The organism is Cytobacillus sp. FSL R7-0696, assembly GCF_038006865.1.
Lineage (GTDB): Bacteria > Bacillota > Bacilli > Bacillales > Cytobacillaceae > Cytobacillus > Cytobacillus kochii.
Window position 1 is genome coordinate 1,968,695 of sequence record NZ_JBBOWA010000001.1, and the last position, 17,033, is coordinate 1,985,727.

Annotated in this window: 8 protein-coding genes; 4 read left to right on the plus strand and 4 right to left on the minus strand. The window is 35.6% G+C overall.

Annotation, left to right across the window (positions count from 1 at the left end):
- Positions 1-11: 11 nt before the first annotated feature.
- The 4 genes from MKX29_RS10280 to MKX29_RS10295 all read right to left on the minus strand — a co-directional run bounded on the left by MKX29_RS10280 (position 12) and on the right by MKX29_RS10295 (position 4,566).
- On the minus strand, positions 12-512 hold the full coding sequence (locus tag MKX29_RS10280; protein WP_095371502.1) for a PadR family transcriptional regulator: 501 nt from the start codon (positions 510-512) through the stop codon (positions 12-14).
- A gap of 60 nt (positions 513-572) precedes the next feature.
- Positions 573-3,041 carry an ABC transporter permease gene (locus tag MKX29_RS10285; protein ID WP_341105362.1) on the minus strand — a complete coding sequence of 823 codons (2,469 nt, stop codon included), beginning with the start codon at positions 3,039-3,041 and terminating at the stop codon, positions 573-575.
- Complete coding sequence (locus MKX29_RS10290; protein WP_224936829.1) at positions 3,004-3,735, minus strand: ABC transporter ATP-binding protein; 732 nt, start codon at positions 3,733-3,735, stop codon at positions 3,004-3,006. Before MKX29_RS10290 ends, MKX29_RS10285 begins: the two co-directional genes overlap by 38 nt.
- 132 nt (positions 3,736-3,867) lie before the next feature.
- Positions 3,868-4,566, minus strand: coding sequence for a 4'-phosphopantetheinyl transferase family protein (locus MKX29_RS10295; RefSeq protein ID WP_281202806.1), 699 nt, complete (start codon positions 4,564-4,566; stop codon positions 3,868-3,870).
- Positions 4,567-4,730: 164 nt separating this feature from the next.
- Here MKX29_RS10295 and MKX29_RS10300 point away from each other — a divergent pair, with 164 nt between their 5' ends.
- The 4 genes from MKX29_RS10300 to MKX29_RS10315 are packed head-to-tail and all read left to right on the plus strand — an operon-like array spanning position 4,731 to position 17,033.
- Positions 4,731-5,996 (plus strand): cation:proton antiporter, encoded by a 1,266-nt coding sequence (locus MKX29_RS10300; protein WP_341105366.1) that lies wholly within the window; start codon positions 4,731-4,733, stop codon positions 5,994-5,996.
- 16 nt (positions 5,997-6,012) lie between these two features.
- Entirely contained in the window at positions 6,013-7,575 is a 1,563-nt protein-coding gene (locus MKX29_RS10305) for an NAD(P)-binding domain-containing protein (RefSeq protein ID WP_224936826.1), read from the plus strand.
- Positions 7,576-7,635: 60 nt separating this feature from the next.
- Positions 7,636-8,877 carry a beta-ketoacyl-ACP synthase II gene (gene fabF, locus MKX29_RS10310; RefSeq protein WP_251162352.1) on the plus strand — a complete coding sequence of 414 codons (1,242 nt, stop codon included), beginning with the start codon at positions 7,636-7,638 and terminating at the stop codon, positions 8,875-8,877.
- Between the two features lie 14 nt (positions 8,878-8,891).
- Complete coding sequence (locus MKX29_RS10315) at positions 8,892-17,033, plus strand: non-ribosomal peptide synthetase (RefSeq protein WP_341105373.1); 8,142 nt, start codon at positions 8,892-8,894, stop codon at positions 17,031-17,033.

Here is a 17,033-nt window from a genome sequence, read left to right on the forward strand (position 1 = left end):
AGTAAACCCTCCTAATTTTCTGTAAGCATTTCTATCCATTTCATGTCAGCTTCAAGATGCAGTATCTTACCATCAATTAAATAATGAATGGCCTCATTTTCTTCAGAAAATACGTGACTATTTCTTAGCTGTTGTAATTGAAAGATGTTTTTAATGATGAGTTCCTTATGTTGTTTAATCATCTCGCCAAGATTTTTAAATGATAGTTGTTTTGCACAAAGTAATTTAAAGTAAAACTCATCTTGAAGGAGAGAGCTTTCAACCGGTAGCAATAGCCATTTTTGAAGCTCAGCTTTCCCCTTTGGTGTAATGCGATAAATTTTCAGTTCTGACTCTTTTTCTTGTGCTTCTTGTACAAATTCATCTCTAATTAATCGATCAATCGTTGTATATATTTGTCCAGCGTTTAAATCCCACTGTTTATAAACCATAGATTCGAAAGAGACTTTTAAATCATAACGATGGCGAGGAGACTGGGATAAAAGCGTCAATATGGCATGCTTTACTGACATATAAATTCCTCTTTCCTCTTTTTAATAATATGAATGGGTAGTTGTAAAAATTCTACCCATCTAATCTTGTTTAAGTGATTTTGATATCGTTATTTTATTCACTGTATATGAAGGTAATACTGAAGCTGCTATGCTGACAATTAAGCCACAAATGATAGAAATAAGTATTGTCTCTAATGGTACAATAAATTCTATCAGTATATCCTCTGAGGTTTTGGCGTTTAAATAGATTGTGGCAATTCCAAGAAATATGCCAATCAAAATACCGTTTAACCCAATAATAAGCCCTTCACTTATGATGGTTTTATAGATTTGCCATCTTGTAAAAGCAATAGCTCTCATCACGCCAATTTCCCTAACTCGGTCCATTACATTCATTGTTAATGTGTTTAATATACCAATTCCCGTTATGATGATAGCAATCATTAATAATCCACTGAAGAGTGATTTTACGCCTGGAAGGGCACGCTCTTGTTTAGATATTTCCTCATTTAAAGTCTGTACAGAGCTTAAATCAAAAGGAAAAGTGTTAAGAAGTTCATTTTTTACAGAGCTTTCATCTGTATATTCATCTAAGAGTATTAATCCCTTAGAAGGAGACACATTGGGATGCAGTTGGTTGATATTCTCTTCTGAAATAAACGCAGTATAACCACCATATTGTGTTGTATTAACTTTCCCAACAACTCTTAAGCTGTTTTCTTTTCCGTTTTGATAAATAGTCATAGTATCGCCTATTTTTCCGCCCCACTCACGAAACGCATATTCTCCTAGTAAAATGGTATCTTTTTCTTCAAGGGCATCCAATATTTGCTTTTGCTCAGATGCATTAGCGTAAAATAAAGGATTATTACTATACCAATCATTCTTCACTTCTATCATTGTAAATTGGCGATTCTCATCGCCTATGCTCCAAGTGGCTTGGCTTTCGCTATAAGCCATAACATCTTTTACACCATCCATCTGACTTATCTGTTCTAGTTTTTCATTAGAGATCGATGTCTCACTGCTAAACTGAATATTACCACCAAAGGAACGGATGACATCTCGGCTTATGTTTTGTTCTAAAGAAGTAAAGATAGATGAAACGAGTAAGCCAAGACAAATAGCAATGGCAAGAATTAATGACATATTTGAAGAACGATTTAATGTAAGCAATGTGCTCTTTCCGGCAATACTTCCCTCGTATCCCAAAAATGAGGTTTTAGAAAGGAGAATCGTCAAAGCCTTCATCATTATAGGATATAAAAGGATAACAGCTACTAAAAGACAGACGATGGATATGGCATGAGGAATAAACACACCTAATAATACAATACACCCAATGATCGTTCGCTTTTTTTGACCGCTGACCTTTTCAGTAGGTATGGACTTTAAGCTACTAATCACATCTACTTTGCTAGCATAAGTAACCGGAATTAAAGATGCGAGCATAGGTATGATAATACCCAATAAAATGGAAAGGGGAAGTGCATACATGAATTGCATTTTGACTTCAATGTTTGTTTGGAAAGAACCGAATAACCCATCTTGGAGCAAGTTTGCTAGCATAAAACCTGATGGAATGCCAAGAATAAGTCCAATAATTACGAGATATAAGACTTCCATAAGAAATAGGATTTTGACTTGGTTAGGTGTATAGCCGACAGTCTTCATGATGGCTATTTCATTCTTTCGTTCCGATACACTAACATAAAGGGTGTTGTATAAAATGAAAGCCCCAATAAGCATGGCGAGTCCACCAATGGCATAAAGCATGAAATACAACTCTTCTAATTGATTGGTTTGTCTTTCATCTAAAACGACCTTTTGAAATATGAGTTCTTCATTTTGTAAGCTGTCCTTTATTGCTGTTATACTGCTTATTTGTTCCACATTCTCTTTAAACTTTATTCTTATTTCACCAATTTGGTTTGGTGCATGATACAATTCTTGAATATTATCTAAAGTGGTAAGAGCTCGCCAATTCTTATTACTTGCCTCATTCCAGCTTGCTGGACCTTCCAACAAAGCTGTATCAGCTACAATTGCTGATATGGTTACATCTTTATTACCTTTAGGAAGTTGGATATTCAATATTTCCCCTGCGCGTAGATTCCACAATTCGGCGGTAGTCTCTGATATAATAATGCCCTTTTGATCAAGGTTACCAGCAATGACATCTAATGATAATAACTCGTTATCAAAGGAAGAAAGCCCGGTTAATCTCAGATTGCTTTCAGCGGAATGATGTGCACTATCTAAATTAATTTTTGTTTGTCTATGGACTAGCCCTGTTATGCTACTAATATCTGAGTTTGTTTCAACTTCATCCAATATTTCTTCTGAAAAAGTATTGGATGTTGAATTTATGGTATAATCAGCGTTCCCTGTGAACTCCTTTAGTTGCTCCGTTGTAAGATATTTTGCCGTTTCGACAGTGCTGATAACTGCGAACATCGTGGTAATGCCAATGAGAATGGCCAATAAAGTAAAGAAGGAGCGTGATTTTTTACGAATTAAGTTTCGTAATGATGCTAGCCATAGCATTTTGATCCCCGCCTTCTGCTTGCTTAATATCCGATTCAATCATTCCGTCTTTTAACAAAATAATACGATTCGCAAAGCTTGCTGCATACATATCATGAGTAACCATGATAATCGTGAGTTTCTGGTCTTGGTGAAGAGAAGAGAGTAGTCTTAATATCTCTGTTCCCATTTTCCTGTCAAGATTGCCAGTCGGTTCGTCTGCGAGTACTAATTTTGGTTCCATTGATAATGCTCTTGCTATGGAAACACGTTGTTGTTGACCACCACTTAATTGCGAAGGATAATTTTTTTCTTTGCCTTCCAGTTTTGTGGATTGGATGAGATTAGTAACAGTTGTTTGAATACTCGCTTTTGGCAAACGATCGGCGTGCATAGGAAAAGCAATATTTTCTTCAACTGTCATGTTAGGAAGAAGCTGATAATTCTGAAATACAAATCCAATATTCTTTCTGCGGAAAAGTGTTCTTTCCTTTTCTGACATGTCTTGAAGTTTTGCATGATTAACTTGGATGTTACCAATATCCGCTTGGTCAAGACCACCAAGGAGGTTCAATAGCGTACTTTTTCCAGAACCCGAGGGTCCCATAATTGCAATAAATTCCCCTTCATTTATTGTTAAATCAATGCCCTTTAATACTTCGTATGATTCCTTTCCAATTTGATAAGTTTTCTTTATACCTTCTATTTGAATCATATAAAGCCTCCTATTCCGTATATACTCAGTATATATGTTGTATACTCAGTATATACCACTAATATATACTGAGTATACACTAAATGCCAATTTTTAATAAAAATAGTTCAATCTCCCTGTTAAAACATTTCACTAAAAGAATGAGTCATACTTATAAAAGAAGGGGGAGACAGGCTGTGATGTACAAAGCGACAATATATAACTAGAAAGAGTGTAAGTATTTAAAAATAATGAATCAGTAGGATAGTTTCTTAAACAAACATCCTTTGAAATGATGGTATGAATTAATTTAGGGTCAGTATAAAACCCAACACCTAATTGTTTTAGTATGGATTCCTTTTGTGTCCAGCAGTGGATGAAAGCTCGTTCGCCATCTGATTCTATTTTCTTCAACTGGTCCAATTCTGTATTGGACATGAATAGCTCAGCTGTGTCATTCATATCAGGTTGGTAAGGTTTGATTTCCTCGATATCAATTCCAACTGAATGGCTTAAACTAATTGCAATACAAGCCCAATCATTTGAGTGGCTTATATTAAAAGTATAAGGATGTTTATGCTTGTTAGATATGTACGGTTTGCCGTATTTAGAGTATTGGATATGGATTGAAGCAGGAGGAGTATGCAAATAATACCCGAGCAGATTTCTAAGTGCATATCTACAGGTTAAATAGCGATGTCTTTCCTTCTTATGTATAAATTGATTGGCTTTAGTGATTTCAACTGCTGAAAGTATACTGTATTGTTCCGTGTATATTTTACTCAGGTCAATTAACCATATGGCACATTCCCCGTCTATGATGTGATGCATCTTCTCTTTAAAAACAACCATTTTCCCACCTTCTCGTTTTTTTATTTACATTCTCATACTAATAACTTACTAAAATATGGCTATAACGCAATAGAATCAATTTAATTTTGCGTAAAATACGGATTTTTGAAACCCTTTAGACTATTAAACTTTAGGAGAAATAGTACAAGAAAAGGAGCCGTGATATGGGAAATGAGATGCATATATTTATAAAAATGTTAGTAGTTTTTATCCTAATATTGATTGCCTCCAGAAGTGTCGGAAGGTTATGCACTTATGTCGGACAACCACGTGTATTAGGGGAAATGTTAGCAGGGGTAATATTAGGACCAACATTATTTGGAGCAGTATTTCCGGGCCTGTATGCAAATTTGTTTGATGCTGATATTAAAAATATCCTGTACATGTTTAGTCATTTAGGGCTGGCACTTTATATGTTTCTAGTTGGTATAGAGGTTAATTTTAAAAAGTATGATAAAAAGTTTTATCGAAACTCAGCAAAATTATCGCTATCAGGTTTTTTAATACCCTTCGTAGCAGGAATCGCTTTGGCTTTTATTTTGAAGGATGCTTTCTTTCAAGGGGGGAATTTCCTCCATTTTGCATTGTTTATTGCCATTGCCGTTTCCATGACAGCTTTTCCTATGTTGGCACGTATTCTCCAAGAAAAAAACATGATGAAGACAAAAATAGGTGGAATTACACTTTTATCTGCGAGTGTGATAGATGTCTTAGGCTGGTTGTCGCTAGCTGCAGTTATTGCTTTAGTAGAGACAAATTCCCTCAAAGGTGGAGGCGTGACATTCCTCGGAACGATAATCTTTGTCATTGTTTTATTTAAAGTATGTAAACCATTACTAGAGAGAATATTTGTAAGCGTAGTAGAAACAGGAAAGATGCATCAGGGGCTTTTAGCGCTGATACTTGTCCTCGTTTTAAGTGCAGCAGCATTTACTGATTATATAGGGGTGTATTCAGTATTTGGTGGTTTTATGATGGGGCTTATTATGCCTAAGAATAAAGTGTTTGAACAGCAGGTTCGATCAAAATTAGAAGACATTGTAGTGGTCTTTCTTGTCCCCATTTTCTTTACGTACTCTGGGATCAACACGCAATTTACTACATTGAACATTTCGATGCTCATCATGTTTTTGATCATTCTTATTTTTTCTTCTATCAGTAAATATGCTAGCTGTTTGATTACTATGAGGGCAGCTGGATTTGGATGGAGGGAGTCATCAGGGGTAGGTTCTCTAATGAATGCCAGAGGATTAATGGAATTAATCGTACTTAATGTTGGCTTAACATATAACATTATTTCTCAAGACTTATTTAGTTTAATGGTTTGGATGGCAATTATCACGACTGCGATGGCGTTACCTGCTTATCATTTTTCGGAAAAATTTAAATTCAAGAAGGCGCTACCTTCAAATACTATCACAATAAAATAAAAGGAGAGATTTATATATGGAAGTAAAAATGGACAATCATATCTATGATGTATTGATTATTGGTGGAGGACCAGGTGGAATACAAACGGCACTTACTTATTCAGAGGTTTGCAGAGAGAATGGGACTGAACCTAATATGGTCGTCCTAGAGGCTTTTAACAGAGCTGGATATAGCTTCACAAAATATCCCGTTCACGAAAAACTGATTAGTAATAATAAATTGTATACCGGCAAACCATTTAAAAGCCGATATGCAGAAAGGTTTGATTGGAATAGCTTAATTACAAAAGAGAAGAATATATTAATGAGAAATTATAGCCAGGATTTTTATCCAAATAGGAAAGCAATTGTTGATATGTTAAATGATCTTATTGATGAATGTCATATTCCTATTAGTTATGATACTCAGTGGATTCAAACGAATAAAACAGAACAAGGGTTATTTGAGGTTGTTACTACTAAAGGAACCTTTACGAGCAGAACAGTTGTTGTAGCAACAGGTCTAAAACCTGTTATCCCAAAAATAGAGGGAATAGAGCATATAACTATGTATGAAAATATGAAAACAAAAGAATCATACAGAGACAAGCGTGTTCTTATCTTAGGGAAAGGCAATAGTGGGCTTGAATGTGCGCAGGAGATATTAAATGAAGCGAATGTGATTATGGTAGCAAGCCCTTCCTCAGCAAAAATGGCTTACAAAACCCACTATGTTGGAAATATCCGAGCGGTTAATTCGATTTTTGCAGAAAACTATCAACTTAAACATCAAGCAGCACTACTTGATTGCCATATAAAGAGTATAGAGAAAGTAGCAACAGGATTTAATGTAACCGTTGAATATATTCATGCAGAAGGTGAAGTTGAAACACTTTTTTTCAATGAAGTAATTGCAGCAACAGGCTTTAAGTCAAATATAGATCAACTGATAAAGGATTTTAACATCCAGTTGATGCATAAAAAATTCCCATCGATCAATGGGGTATTTGAATCAACAGAGGTATCTAATTTGTATTTTGCTGGGGCACAAACACATGGTCTGGATTATAGAGGATATTCTACAAGTGGATTTATTCACGGGTTCCGTTATAACTCTCGAATCCTTGCAAACCATCTAGCTGAAAAATTTAATATCAGTAAAATGGAAAAGTCATTAGTACAAGATCCATCCAAGAGGATATTAGATGAGTTGAATGAATCGCCAGAATTATGGCTTCAGCCTGGATATGTGGGCTACCAATTGAAATTTGATGGGCATCATTGGTATGAGAATGGTCATCGGACAATCAATGAATTTAAAGATTCAACATTGAACACTAATGAATTAACCTTCTTTATTTCGCTGGAATATGGGGACATTAGGAAATTTGAAGAAACATTTAGTATTCCAAGAGTACCAGGGGATGCTACACAAAGTGTGCATATTCATCCAGTCATTAGAGTGAAACAGGGCGACGAAATAATTAAATATGACTTAGAAGAACATTTGGAATCAAAATTTGATGATGATCTTTATATTCCAGTAATAAAAGAGATCGTGACAAATGCATTGGAAAAGGAGTCGTCATTATCCTACTAGACTATTGATTTTTTTTACCAGTTTAAAAATCTATTTTTGCAGTAATTAGGAGGATAAACATTGAAACAAAAAGCAGTTGTAACCGGGATGGGTGTTGTCACCCCTATTGGAATTGGGGTAGAGCAATTTTGGGCAAATTTAATTCGTGGTAAAAGCGGGGTAGAGGCCATTTCTAATTTTGATACGGAGCCTTTTACAACTAAGTTTGCAGCACAAATCAAAGATTACCAAGCCGAAGACTATTTTAATAGTAAGGAAATAAAACGTATGGATGCATATACTCAATATGCATTAATTGCGACAAAAGAGGCACTTAAACAATCACGTTTGCCCTTACAAAATATTGACCCCTATCGGATAGGTGTAATCGTTGGTTCGGGTTCTGGCGGGCTTAATACTGTATTAGAAAATGATAAAAGGCTGATTGAGCGAGGGGCTAAAAGGGTCAGCCCCTATCTTGTTTCATCTATGGTAGTAGATGCAGCCTCTAGTGAAATCACTTTATTAACTGGCGCTAAAGGGAAGAGTGGCGCATTTGTTACTGCTTGTGCCACGGGTACAAATTGTATAGGTGAAGGTTTAAGAGCAATCCAGTGGGGTGAAGCAGATGTAATGATTGTTGGCGGAGCAGAAGGAGATTTGACCCCATTAGATCTTGCGGGATTTTCTAATATTAAAGCACTATCCACTAGAAATGATGACCCACAAGGTGCAAGTAGACCATTTGATAAAGATAGGGATGGATTTGTACTAGGAAGTGGTGGGGGAGTTCTTATTCTTGAGTCTGAAGATTTTGCAAGAAATAGAGGGGCTACTATTCTAGCTGAAGTCGCTGGATATGGCTCTACTTCAGATGCCTATCATCAGACTGCTCCTGACCCAAGTGCTGAGGGAATGATGATGTCAATGAAGAAAGCTATTGAGGATGCTGGCGTAGAACTCTCTGAAATTGATTATATCAATGCTCATGGTACGAGTACAAAATACAATGATTATTATGAAACAATGGCCATTAAAAAACTGTGGGGGGAAGCAGCAACACATATTCCCATAAGTGCAACAAAATCAATGACAGGCCATTTACTAGGGGGAGCAGGAGCGGTTGAACTAGTAGCAAGTATCTGCTCTATAAGGGAAAATCTTATACATCCTACAATCAATTGTGATCATATTGATCCTGAATTAAATCTTAACTTTGTCCCACATGAGGCAGTAGCGAAACAGGTAAAAGTGGCTTTGAGTAACTCATTTGGGTTTGGTGGTCATAACGCCAGTTTAGTAGTGAAAGAATGGAATGTGTAAAGGGAGGGTGGATTATGGATATAACGAAGAAGGGTTCATCATCAATTGAAATAAATTTTCCGAATAGTGATAAATGTATACATGAATTAATTGAATTGCAAGCGATTCAAACACCTAACCTTCCTGCAATTATTTTTGAAAACAAAGCTATGTCATATGCTGATTTAAATCAAAAAGCAAATCAGTTGGCAAATTATCTACTCAGTGAAGGTCTTCAGCCTGAAGAACCTGTACTTGTATGTTTAGATCGTTCCTTTAATATGGTAATCACGCTTTTAGGTATTTTAAAAGCAGGAGGCGCTTATGTGCCGTTAGATTCAGATTATCCATCAGATAGGCTGTCATATATGGTGGAGGATATTCATTCGCCATTTTTAATTACCTCAAAAGAAAAAGAAAACTTATTTATAGCAATGAATAAATTAATAGATAAAAAAATTCTAGTAGATGAGGAGAAATGGAAAGTTCACTCTGGAGAATCCCCTTTGGTACAAGGAGATAATAATCGTTTAATGTATATTATTTACACTTCGGGCTCAACAGGGAAACCTAAAGGAGTGGCAAATACACATCAAGCATTAAACAACCGCTTACAGTGGATGCAGAATGAACATGTCTTAGGAACGGCCGATAGAGTACTCCAGAAAACCCCGTACAGTTTTGATGTTTCAGTATGGGAAATCTTTTTGCCATTAATGACCGGTGCTGCTATCGTATTGGCTAAGCCAGGAGGACATAAAGATCCCACTTACTTGTTGAATTTAATTAAAGAACAGAACGTAACAACCATACATTTCGTCCCGTCTATGTTATCTGTCTTTCTTGAAGTAATTCCAGCTAAACAGAAAACATCATTGAAAAGGGTGATTTGCAGTGGTGAAGCCCTAACAAAGAAAATTGAATTAGATTTCTTTTCTAAATATGAAAACACCAATTTATATAACTACTATGGTCCAACAGAAGCAGCAATAGATGTTTCATTTTGGAAGTGTACAGGTGATGAAAGTGAAAGAGTTGTACCTATTGGTTATCCGATAAGTAATACTCAACTATATATTTTAGACGAAAACCTCGCACCAGTTGTTCCTGGAGAGACTGGGGAATTATATATCGGAGGGATTGGCCTTGCAAGAGGTTATTACAATCGAGAGGAATTAACTAGACATTCCTTTATACATCATCCGAATAAAGAGAGGGGTCGTTTATATAAAACAGGGGACTGGTGTAAGGAAAGGTCAGACGGAGCAATAGAATATATAGGGAGAAAAGATTTTCAAGTAAAGGTTCGTGGTTTTCGAGTTGAACTCGGAGAAATTGAAGCTTCTCTAGAAAAAAGAAAAGAAATAAAAAGGTGCATAGCAACACCGTGGGACCAATCTGGAGAAATGAGTATAGTAGCATATGTGCAATTTAGTAAAGGTTTTGTGCTCGAGGAGTCTGAATTGAGAGATGATCTTAATACTAAGTTGCCTGAACATATGATTCCTTCCGTATTTATAGAAGTGGAATCTATCCCATTATCATTAAATGGAAAAGTGGATAGGAAGAAGCTACCAACGCCTTATAGAAGCAATATAGAAAGTGTCCCTACCAATGTAACAGAGGAAAAGGTGGCTGCGATTTGGAAACAACTTCTAAGCTTAGAGGTTGTTGATATGGATACGCCTTTTATCAAATTAGGTGGTAACTCTCTTTTCGTAGCAAGGTTAGTAGGAAGAATTAATGGAACATTTAACCTTTTCCTTACTTTAAAAGATGTTTTTGAAGCAAAGACGATAAGACAATTATCTATTCTCATAAATGAAAAGTATCAGGATGGTAAAAATGAGGAGTTGGCATGCAAAGAAGTACAGAAAGGCGAAGCATCTTGCCTATCTGATGCACAAAAACGTTTATGGTTTTTAAATAAATTGGATGGTGACAGTCCTCTATATAATTTACCTCATTATATAGAAATCAATGGGCTCTTGGATACTGCTGGTTTAAAGGCGAGTCTCCATCAAACATGTATAGAAAATGATATTTTTTCCTACCGGTTTGGTGACAAGGATGGAGAACCTTACCAATATAAAGATGTCATTGAAGGTATAACTGTATCGGAAGTTGATCTGTCAGACTATCCATTAGAATTGGCAAGAGAACAGGCAGTTAATTTTATGAAAATCGATGCAAAAATTCCTTTCTATATACAAAAAGAAAGGGTTTTTCGATTCAAGCTTTATAAATTAGCAGAAAATAAGCATATTTTTTATTTTAATTTCCATCATATCATTTCAGATGGTTGGTCTGATCATGTTTTTATTCAAGCGCTCTTTAGACATTATCAATCATTTATGCAAGAAAAAGAATTGAAAGAAAAAACGAAGGTAACATACCAAGATTATATTTCAATGCAATCTGCCCATTGGAATCAGCCATATATGGATGAGCAACTTGCTTTTTGGAAAAAGGAACTAGAAAAAGAGCAACCGATAGTAAACTTATCAGCTGGTAAGCAAAAGCAATCCAATTCAATGCAAGGAGAAGAAATTACCTTTTCATTACCAGAAGGAATAATAAAGGAGCTAAAAAACTATTGCAAGCATAAGGATGTAACGGTGTACACTGTATTTTTGGCTATTTATATTATATTTCTACATAGACTTTCAGGTGAACACGATATTTCTGTAGGGTCCCCTGTGGCCGGAAGAAAGCAAGCAAATTTTGAAGACATTATTGGCTTATTTGTTAATACGGTTGTGATACGAAATGAAATAGATAATGATAACAGCTTTGAACAATTCTTAAAGCAGATAAAAAATAAAGCGATGAATGTGTTTTCAAATGATGATGTTCCTTTTGAAAAGGTTGTTGAAGAGGTTAGGCCTAATAGGAAGTTGTTTGGAAGTCCTTTCTTTCAATATATGTTTGCTTTTGAAGAAATGCCAAATACAGATGTTACAGTTGAAGATTTAAACCTCAGCCCCATTAAATCTGTTTTTAATGGTTTATCGAAATTCGATTTAACATTATTTATTAAAAAAGAAGGGGCAGAATATCTAGGCAAGTGGGAATATAGAAGTGATTTATTTAGTGAAAAGATTATGAAGCAATATAACAATATCTTTCTTCAAATCCTTCAATCGGTGATGGAAAACACGCAGATCAAAATTAAAGATATTTCTATCATCAAGGAAGAGAGTAAAAGGGAGTTAATAGTAGATTTAAATAATACGAAGGTGGATTTTCCTAACTGTTGCCTACATGAGCTTTTTGAAGAACAGGTCAAAAAAACGCCTTCTGCTACTGCAGCAATCTTTGAGAATGAGATTTTAACTTATGAAGAACTAGATAAGCGCGCCAATCAATTAGCACATGTTCTGATAGAAAGAGGTGTGAAACCTGATCAACCGGTAGGGTTAAGGATGGATAGGTCCTTGGGGCTTGTGGTTGCTATGCTTGGTATTTTAAAGGCAGGAGGCGCCTATTTGCCAATCGATAAGGAAGCACCTGTACAACGTGTGTATAGTTTATTGAAAAGTGCTAAATCAATTGTTTGTATCACAGATGAAAAGGGATTAGCAGCTACAAATACTACATTTATAGAATATGAATTAATAGATTCTTTCAGTACCTACAAGAGTGAAAAGCCAACGGTGAAAATATCTCCAGATCATTTGGTATCTGTATATTATACTTCGGGATCCACTGGCGCCCCTAAAGGAGTGAGTAGTACACATAGGGGTTGGGTTAATCGTATGTGTTGGATGCAAAATAAACATAAACTACAAGAAAATGAAGTAGCCTTGCAGAAGACAACTTTAACTTTCGATGATTCAGCAGTAGAGTTTTTCTGGCCATTGATGATAGGAGGAGCAGTCGCATTCATTCCTGCAGGTGCACATCGTGAACCGACAAGTATTATCGAATATGCAATACGATACAAGGTGGCTCTGCTACAATTTGTGCCAAGTATGCTCAAGATGGTTATTGAGGAAATCACACCTTTGCAGAAAGAGAAATTATCTAATTTAAGGGTTGTTGTATCTAGTGGTGAGGCATTAAAGGCTTCATTGGTCAAAAAATTCTACGAAAAAATGCCTGGTAAATTATTTAATTCCTGGGGAGCAACAGAGGTATCTATTGATTCAACGTGCTATGATTGCACGCCTGATGACGAATTTGAAACAGATATTGTATCAGTTGGACGCCCTATTGATAATAATCGGGTATACGTGCTTGATCATCAATTAAATCTACTTCCATATGGGGTTCCAGGAGACCTTTATATAGCTGGCATTGGTCTTGCCAGAGACTATTTGTATGACCCTAAAAAAACAAATGAGTCCTTTGTTGCTGATCCTTTTTTTGAAGGGGAGAAGATGTATAGAACAGGGGACAGAGGATATTTAAATGAACATGGCGAGATTATGTTCCTCGGAAGAGATGATAATCAAATTAAAATTCGAGGAATGAGAGTAGAACTTGGAGAGATAGAAAGTAGTATTGCAGCTTTAGATTTTATAAAAGAAGCCATTGTCACTGCAAATGGACAGCAATTAAGTTGTTATTACATTTTAAATGTAGGTGAAGATAAACAGGCTGTTGATATAAGAGAACATCTAACAGAACACTTACCTTCTTATATGATACCTGCCTATTATATGAAGTTAGAGAGTTTTCCGCTGAATGCAAATGGAAAAGTAGACAGAAAAGTTCTTCCTCAACCCAATGCGGAACATCTTATGATTAATCAGGATTACGCAATCCCTGAAAGTGAGATAGAGAAGAAAGTAGCAGATATTTGGAGTGAAAGATTAGGCATTGATTCTGTTGGACTGAATGATCATTTTTTTGAATTAGGCGGCCATTCCTTATTAGGCGTACAGATTATCTCGCAAATAAACAAAGCCTTTCAAATCTCTTTAACCGTACGATCATTATTCGAAAATCCTACAGTTAAACAATTATCCAATTTGATTCAAGCTTCTACTTCTATTTCAGAATTGTCACCGATTGTTAAGGTAGCAGATAGACAAGATTGGCATCCTTTGACTGATGCACAGCAAAGAATTTGGTTTTTAGAAAAATTAAATACAGATAATACGAGTTATAACCTTCCGCTTATCTTAAAATCAACTGGCAGGTTTGATATAAATCGTTTAAATGATGCAATAAACAAACTTATTATTCGGCATGAATCATTGAGGACTCAATTTTTAGAAATCGATGGTTTTCCTTTTCAGAAGGTCATTCCTGGATATGAACAGTGTGTGAAGGTTATAGAGGCAAGTGAGGCTACTTTACAAGAGTGCATTAATCTTGAGATGAAAATGAAATTTAACCTAGAAGACCCGCCGTTAATTAGAGGAAGTGTTTTGCGATGTGAGGAACGAGATATCTTCGTACTAATACTTCACCATATTATTTGTGACGGTTGGTCTATAAATGTACTAAAAAATGAGCTTATTCAAGTTTATATGGGGAATGAGGATTGTTTTGCAGAAGAGCCAATTCAGTATTTAGATTATACTTATTGGTTGTCTAATAAGCAGAGTAAAATCCAACATCAACTAGAATATTGGAAAAAGATATTTAATGAAGATATTCCAATTATTCAGCTTCCAATGGATCATTTAGAAAATAACACAAGATATAATCATACGATTCACAAAAAAATTGATTTGAATAAAGCCAATGAAATTAGGGCTTTTGTTAGAAGCAATAAAGTAACCCCATTTATGTTTTTCTTGAGTGCATTTTATGTTCTTTTATCCCGCTTAAGTGGGCAAAAGGAAATTACTCTAGGTACACCGATTATTAATAGAAGTAATACCGAATTAGAAAAGGCAGTAGGGTTATATTTAAATACGCTACCACTTAAAGCGGATATCAATGAGCATTTGAGTTTTACCGAGTTTTTAATGAAGACAAAAGCAATTGTCTTGGGCGCATTCGAAAATCAAGATATTCCTTTTGAACAAATTGTTGAGGCTGTTCAACCTGAAAGAAATATAGACCGGAATCCGCTATTTGACATTTTAATAAATTATCGGAAGTTTGAAGAGCAAAAAACGTTCAGCGTTCATGGTGAGGAAATAGCTGAACTAGAAGTAGCGGATATAACGTCTAAATTCCTGATGACTTTATATATTGAAGAGACAGCAGATCAATTTAAATTCAGTATAGCTTATCAAAATCATTTATTTTCAGTTGAGCGAATGGAAGACTTTTTTGAACAATACTTGAGTCTATTAAATACTTTTATCGCTAACAAAGAACAATCGATCCTACAACCGAGTTTAATGACGGGAAAATCAAAAAAAATATTACCTAACCCAGAGAAACCACTGTACAAAAAAAGCTATCCTTCTGTTACCGAACAGGTTGAATATTGGGCAAAGAACACGCCCGAGAAAATCGCCGTGGAAGAAGGTAATAAATTTTACTCGTATACGAAATTATCTAATTATTCTAATAAAGTGAGCATTGGTTTACGAAGATGTGGCATTAAACCAGGGGATGTTATTGCTATTCAAGGCAAAAGAAGTTATTCGATGATAGGCACAATCGTAGGTGTATTAAAGGCAGGCGGAACGTTTTTAAATATTGATAATGACCTACCTGCACAACGGGTTACTCAAATGATTGAGCAGTCGAAAGCTAAGGCAATTATTCTTACTGACAATTTAGGCATTCATCAGAGCGTTTTTTCAATTAGTACTCTCGCTACATACCATGTAGATGAGTTTGTTAATAGGTTGGAGAATTCAAGAAGTATGAAACCTATCAATCATGACAATGCTTATATATTCTTTACTTCAGGTACTACAGGTCAACCGAAAGGAATATTAGGATCTCATAATAGCCTTTCACATTTTCTCAATTGGCAAAGAAACCATTTTAGTGTCAGTAATGAAGATAGAAGTGCCCAGCTGACTCATACAACGTTTGATGTATACTTACGTGATATATTTTTACCGTTAACAAGTGGATCTACAGTTTGTGTACCTGTAGAGGATGAGGAGGAAGATATTTTTCATTGGCTCAATGAGAAAAAAATCACGCTCCTTCACGCTGTCCCGTCTATTACCATGCACTGGTTTAGAAGCGGTTTGAAGATAAAATTGCCTTCATTAAGGCACATATTTTTTGCCGGTGAACCGTTACCTGATTATTTGGTAGAGAAGTGGAGAGAGGTAACATGTGCCCAGGTCAATAATTTTTACGGTCAAACGGAAACAACTTTAGCCAAGAGCAGTTGTCCCATCGATTCAGCATTACAAAGTAATACAGTAATGCCTATTGGTAGCCCTATTTCTGATGCTCAACTTCTTATTGTGAATAAAAGTGGTGATCAATGTGGAGTTGGTGAAATGGGTGAAATTACAATAAGAACACCTTATATGTCTAAGGGCTATATTAATTCCCGAGACAAGATATTTGAACAACATAAATGGTCAGGTTCTTCAGATGATGTGTTATATAGGACAGGTGATTTGGGGAGATATCGTCCAGATGGATTAATTGAGATTTTGGGTAGGAAAGATCATCAAATAAAAATAAGAGGTGTAAGAGTAGATAAGAATGAAGTAGCAGCGGCTATTGTTAATGAAACTCAAATTACTGATTGTGCAGTAATAGATGTAAATACAGATGCCGATGTTCACTTAATTGCTTTTGTCGTAGTAAACAAGGAAATGTTTAATCCGAATGAACTACGGATTCGGTTGAGAGAAGTACTGACATTGTCGATGATACCTAACAAATTTATATCCATACCAGAAATTCCTGTTACGAAAAATGGAAAAGTAGATGTATTGAAGTTAATGGCTTGGTCTAGTCAACAGGAACACACGGGCTCTTATTCTTTTCAAACAAAAATGGAAAAGGATATGAAAAGAATATGGGATCATCTTCTACCAGGAAAAGTGATACGTCCCGATGACAATTTCTTTGAATTGGGTGGCTATTCTTTGCTAATTGTACGTATGATTGCCGCTGTAAAAGATGAAATCGGCAAGGATTTATCCTTAATTGATATTTTTAAATACCCTACGATACGAAGCTTAACGGCCTATCTTTCTCTAAAAGCAGGTCAAAGTGATAATAAGACCGTAGCTGTGAGAAAAGTTGAGCGAATAAAAAGAACAGTTACTTATAGTGGAAAGGAGTGA

Excerpts from the sequence above, each read along its gene's own strand:
- MKX29_RS10280 (WP_095371502.1), bottom strand. The coding sequence starts at position 512 with ATGTCAGTAAAGCATGCCATATTGACGCTTTTATCCCAGTCTCCTCGC.
- MKX29_RS10285 (WP_341105362.1), bottom strand. The coding sequence starts at position 3,041 with ATGCTATGGCTAGCATCATTACGAAACTTAATTCGTAAAAAATCACGC.
- MKX29_RS10290 (WP_224936829.1), bottom strand. The coding sequence starts at position 3,735 with ATGATTCAAATAGAAGGTATAAAGAAAACTTATCAAATTGGAAAGGAA.
- MKX29_RS10295 (WP_281202806.1), bottom strand. The coding sequence starts at position 4,566 with ATGGTTGTTTTTAAAGAGAAGATGCATCACATCATAGACGGGGAATGT.
- MKX29_RS10300 (WP_341105366.1), top strand. The coding sequence starts at position 4,731 with ATGGGAAATGAGATGCATATATTTATAAAAATGTTAGTAGTTTTTATC.
- MKX29_RS10305 (WP_224936826.1), top strand. The coding sequence starts at position 6,013 with ATGGAAGTAAAAATGGACAATCATATCTATGATGTATTGATTATTGGT.
- MKX29_RS10315 (WP_341105373.1), top strand. The coding sequence starts at position 8,892 with ATGGATATAACGAAGAAGGGTTCATCATCAATTGAAATAAATTTTCCG.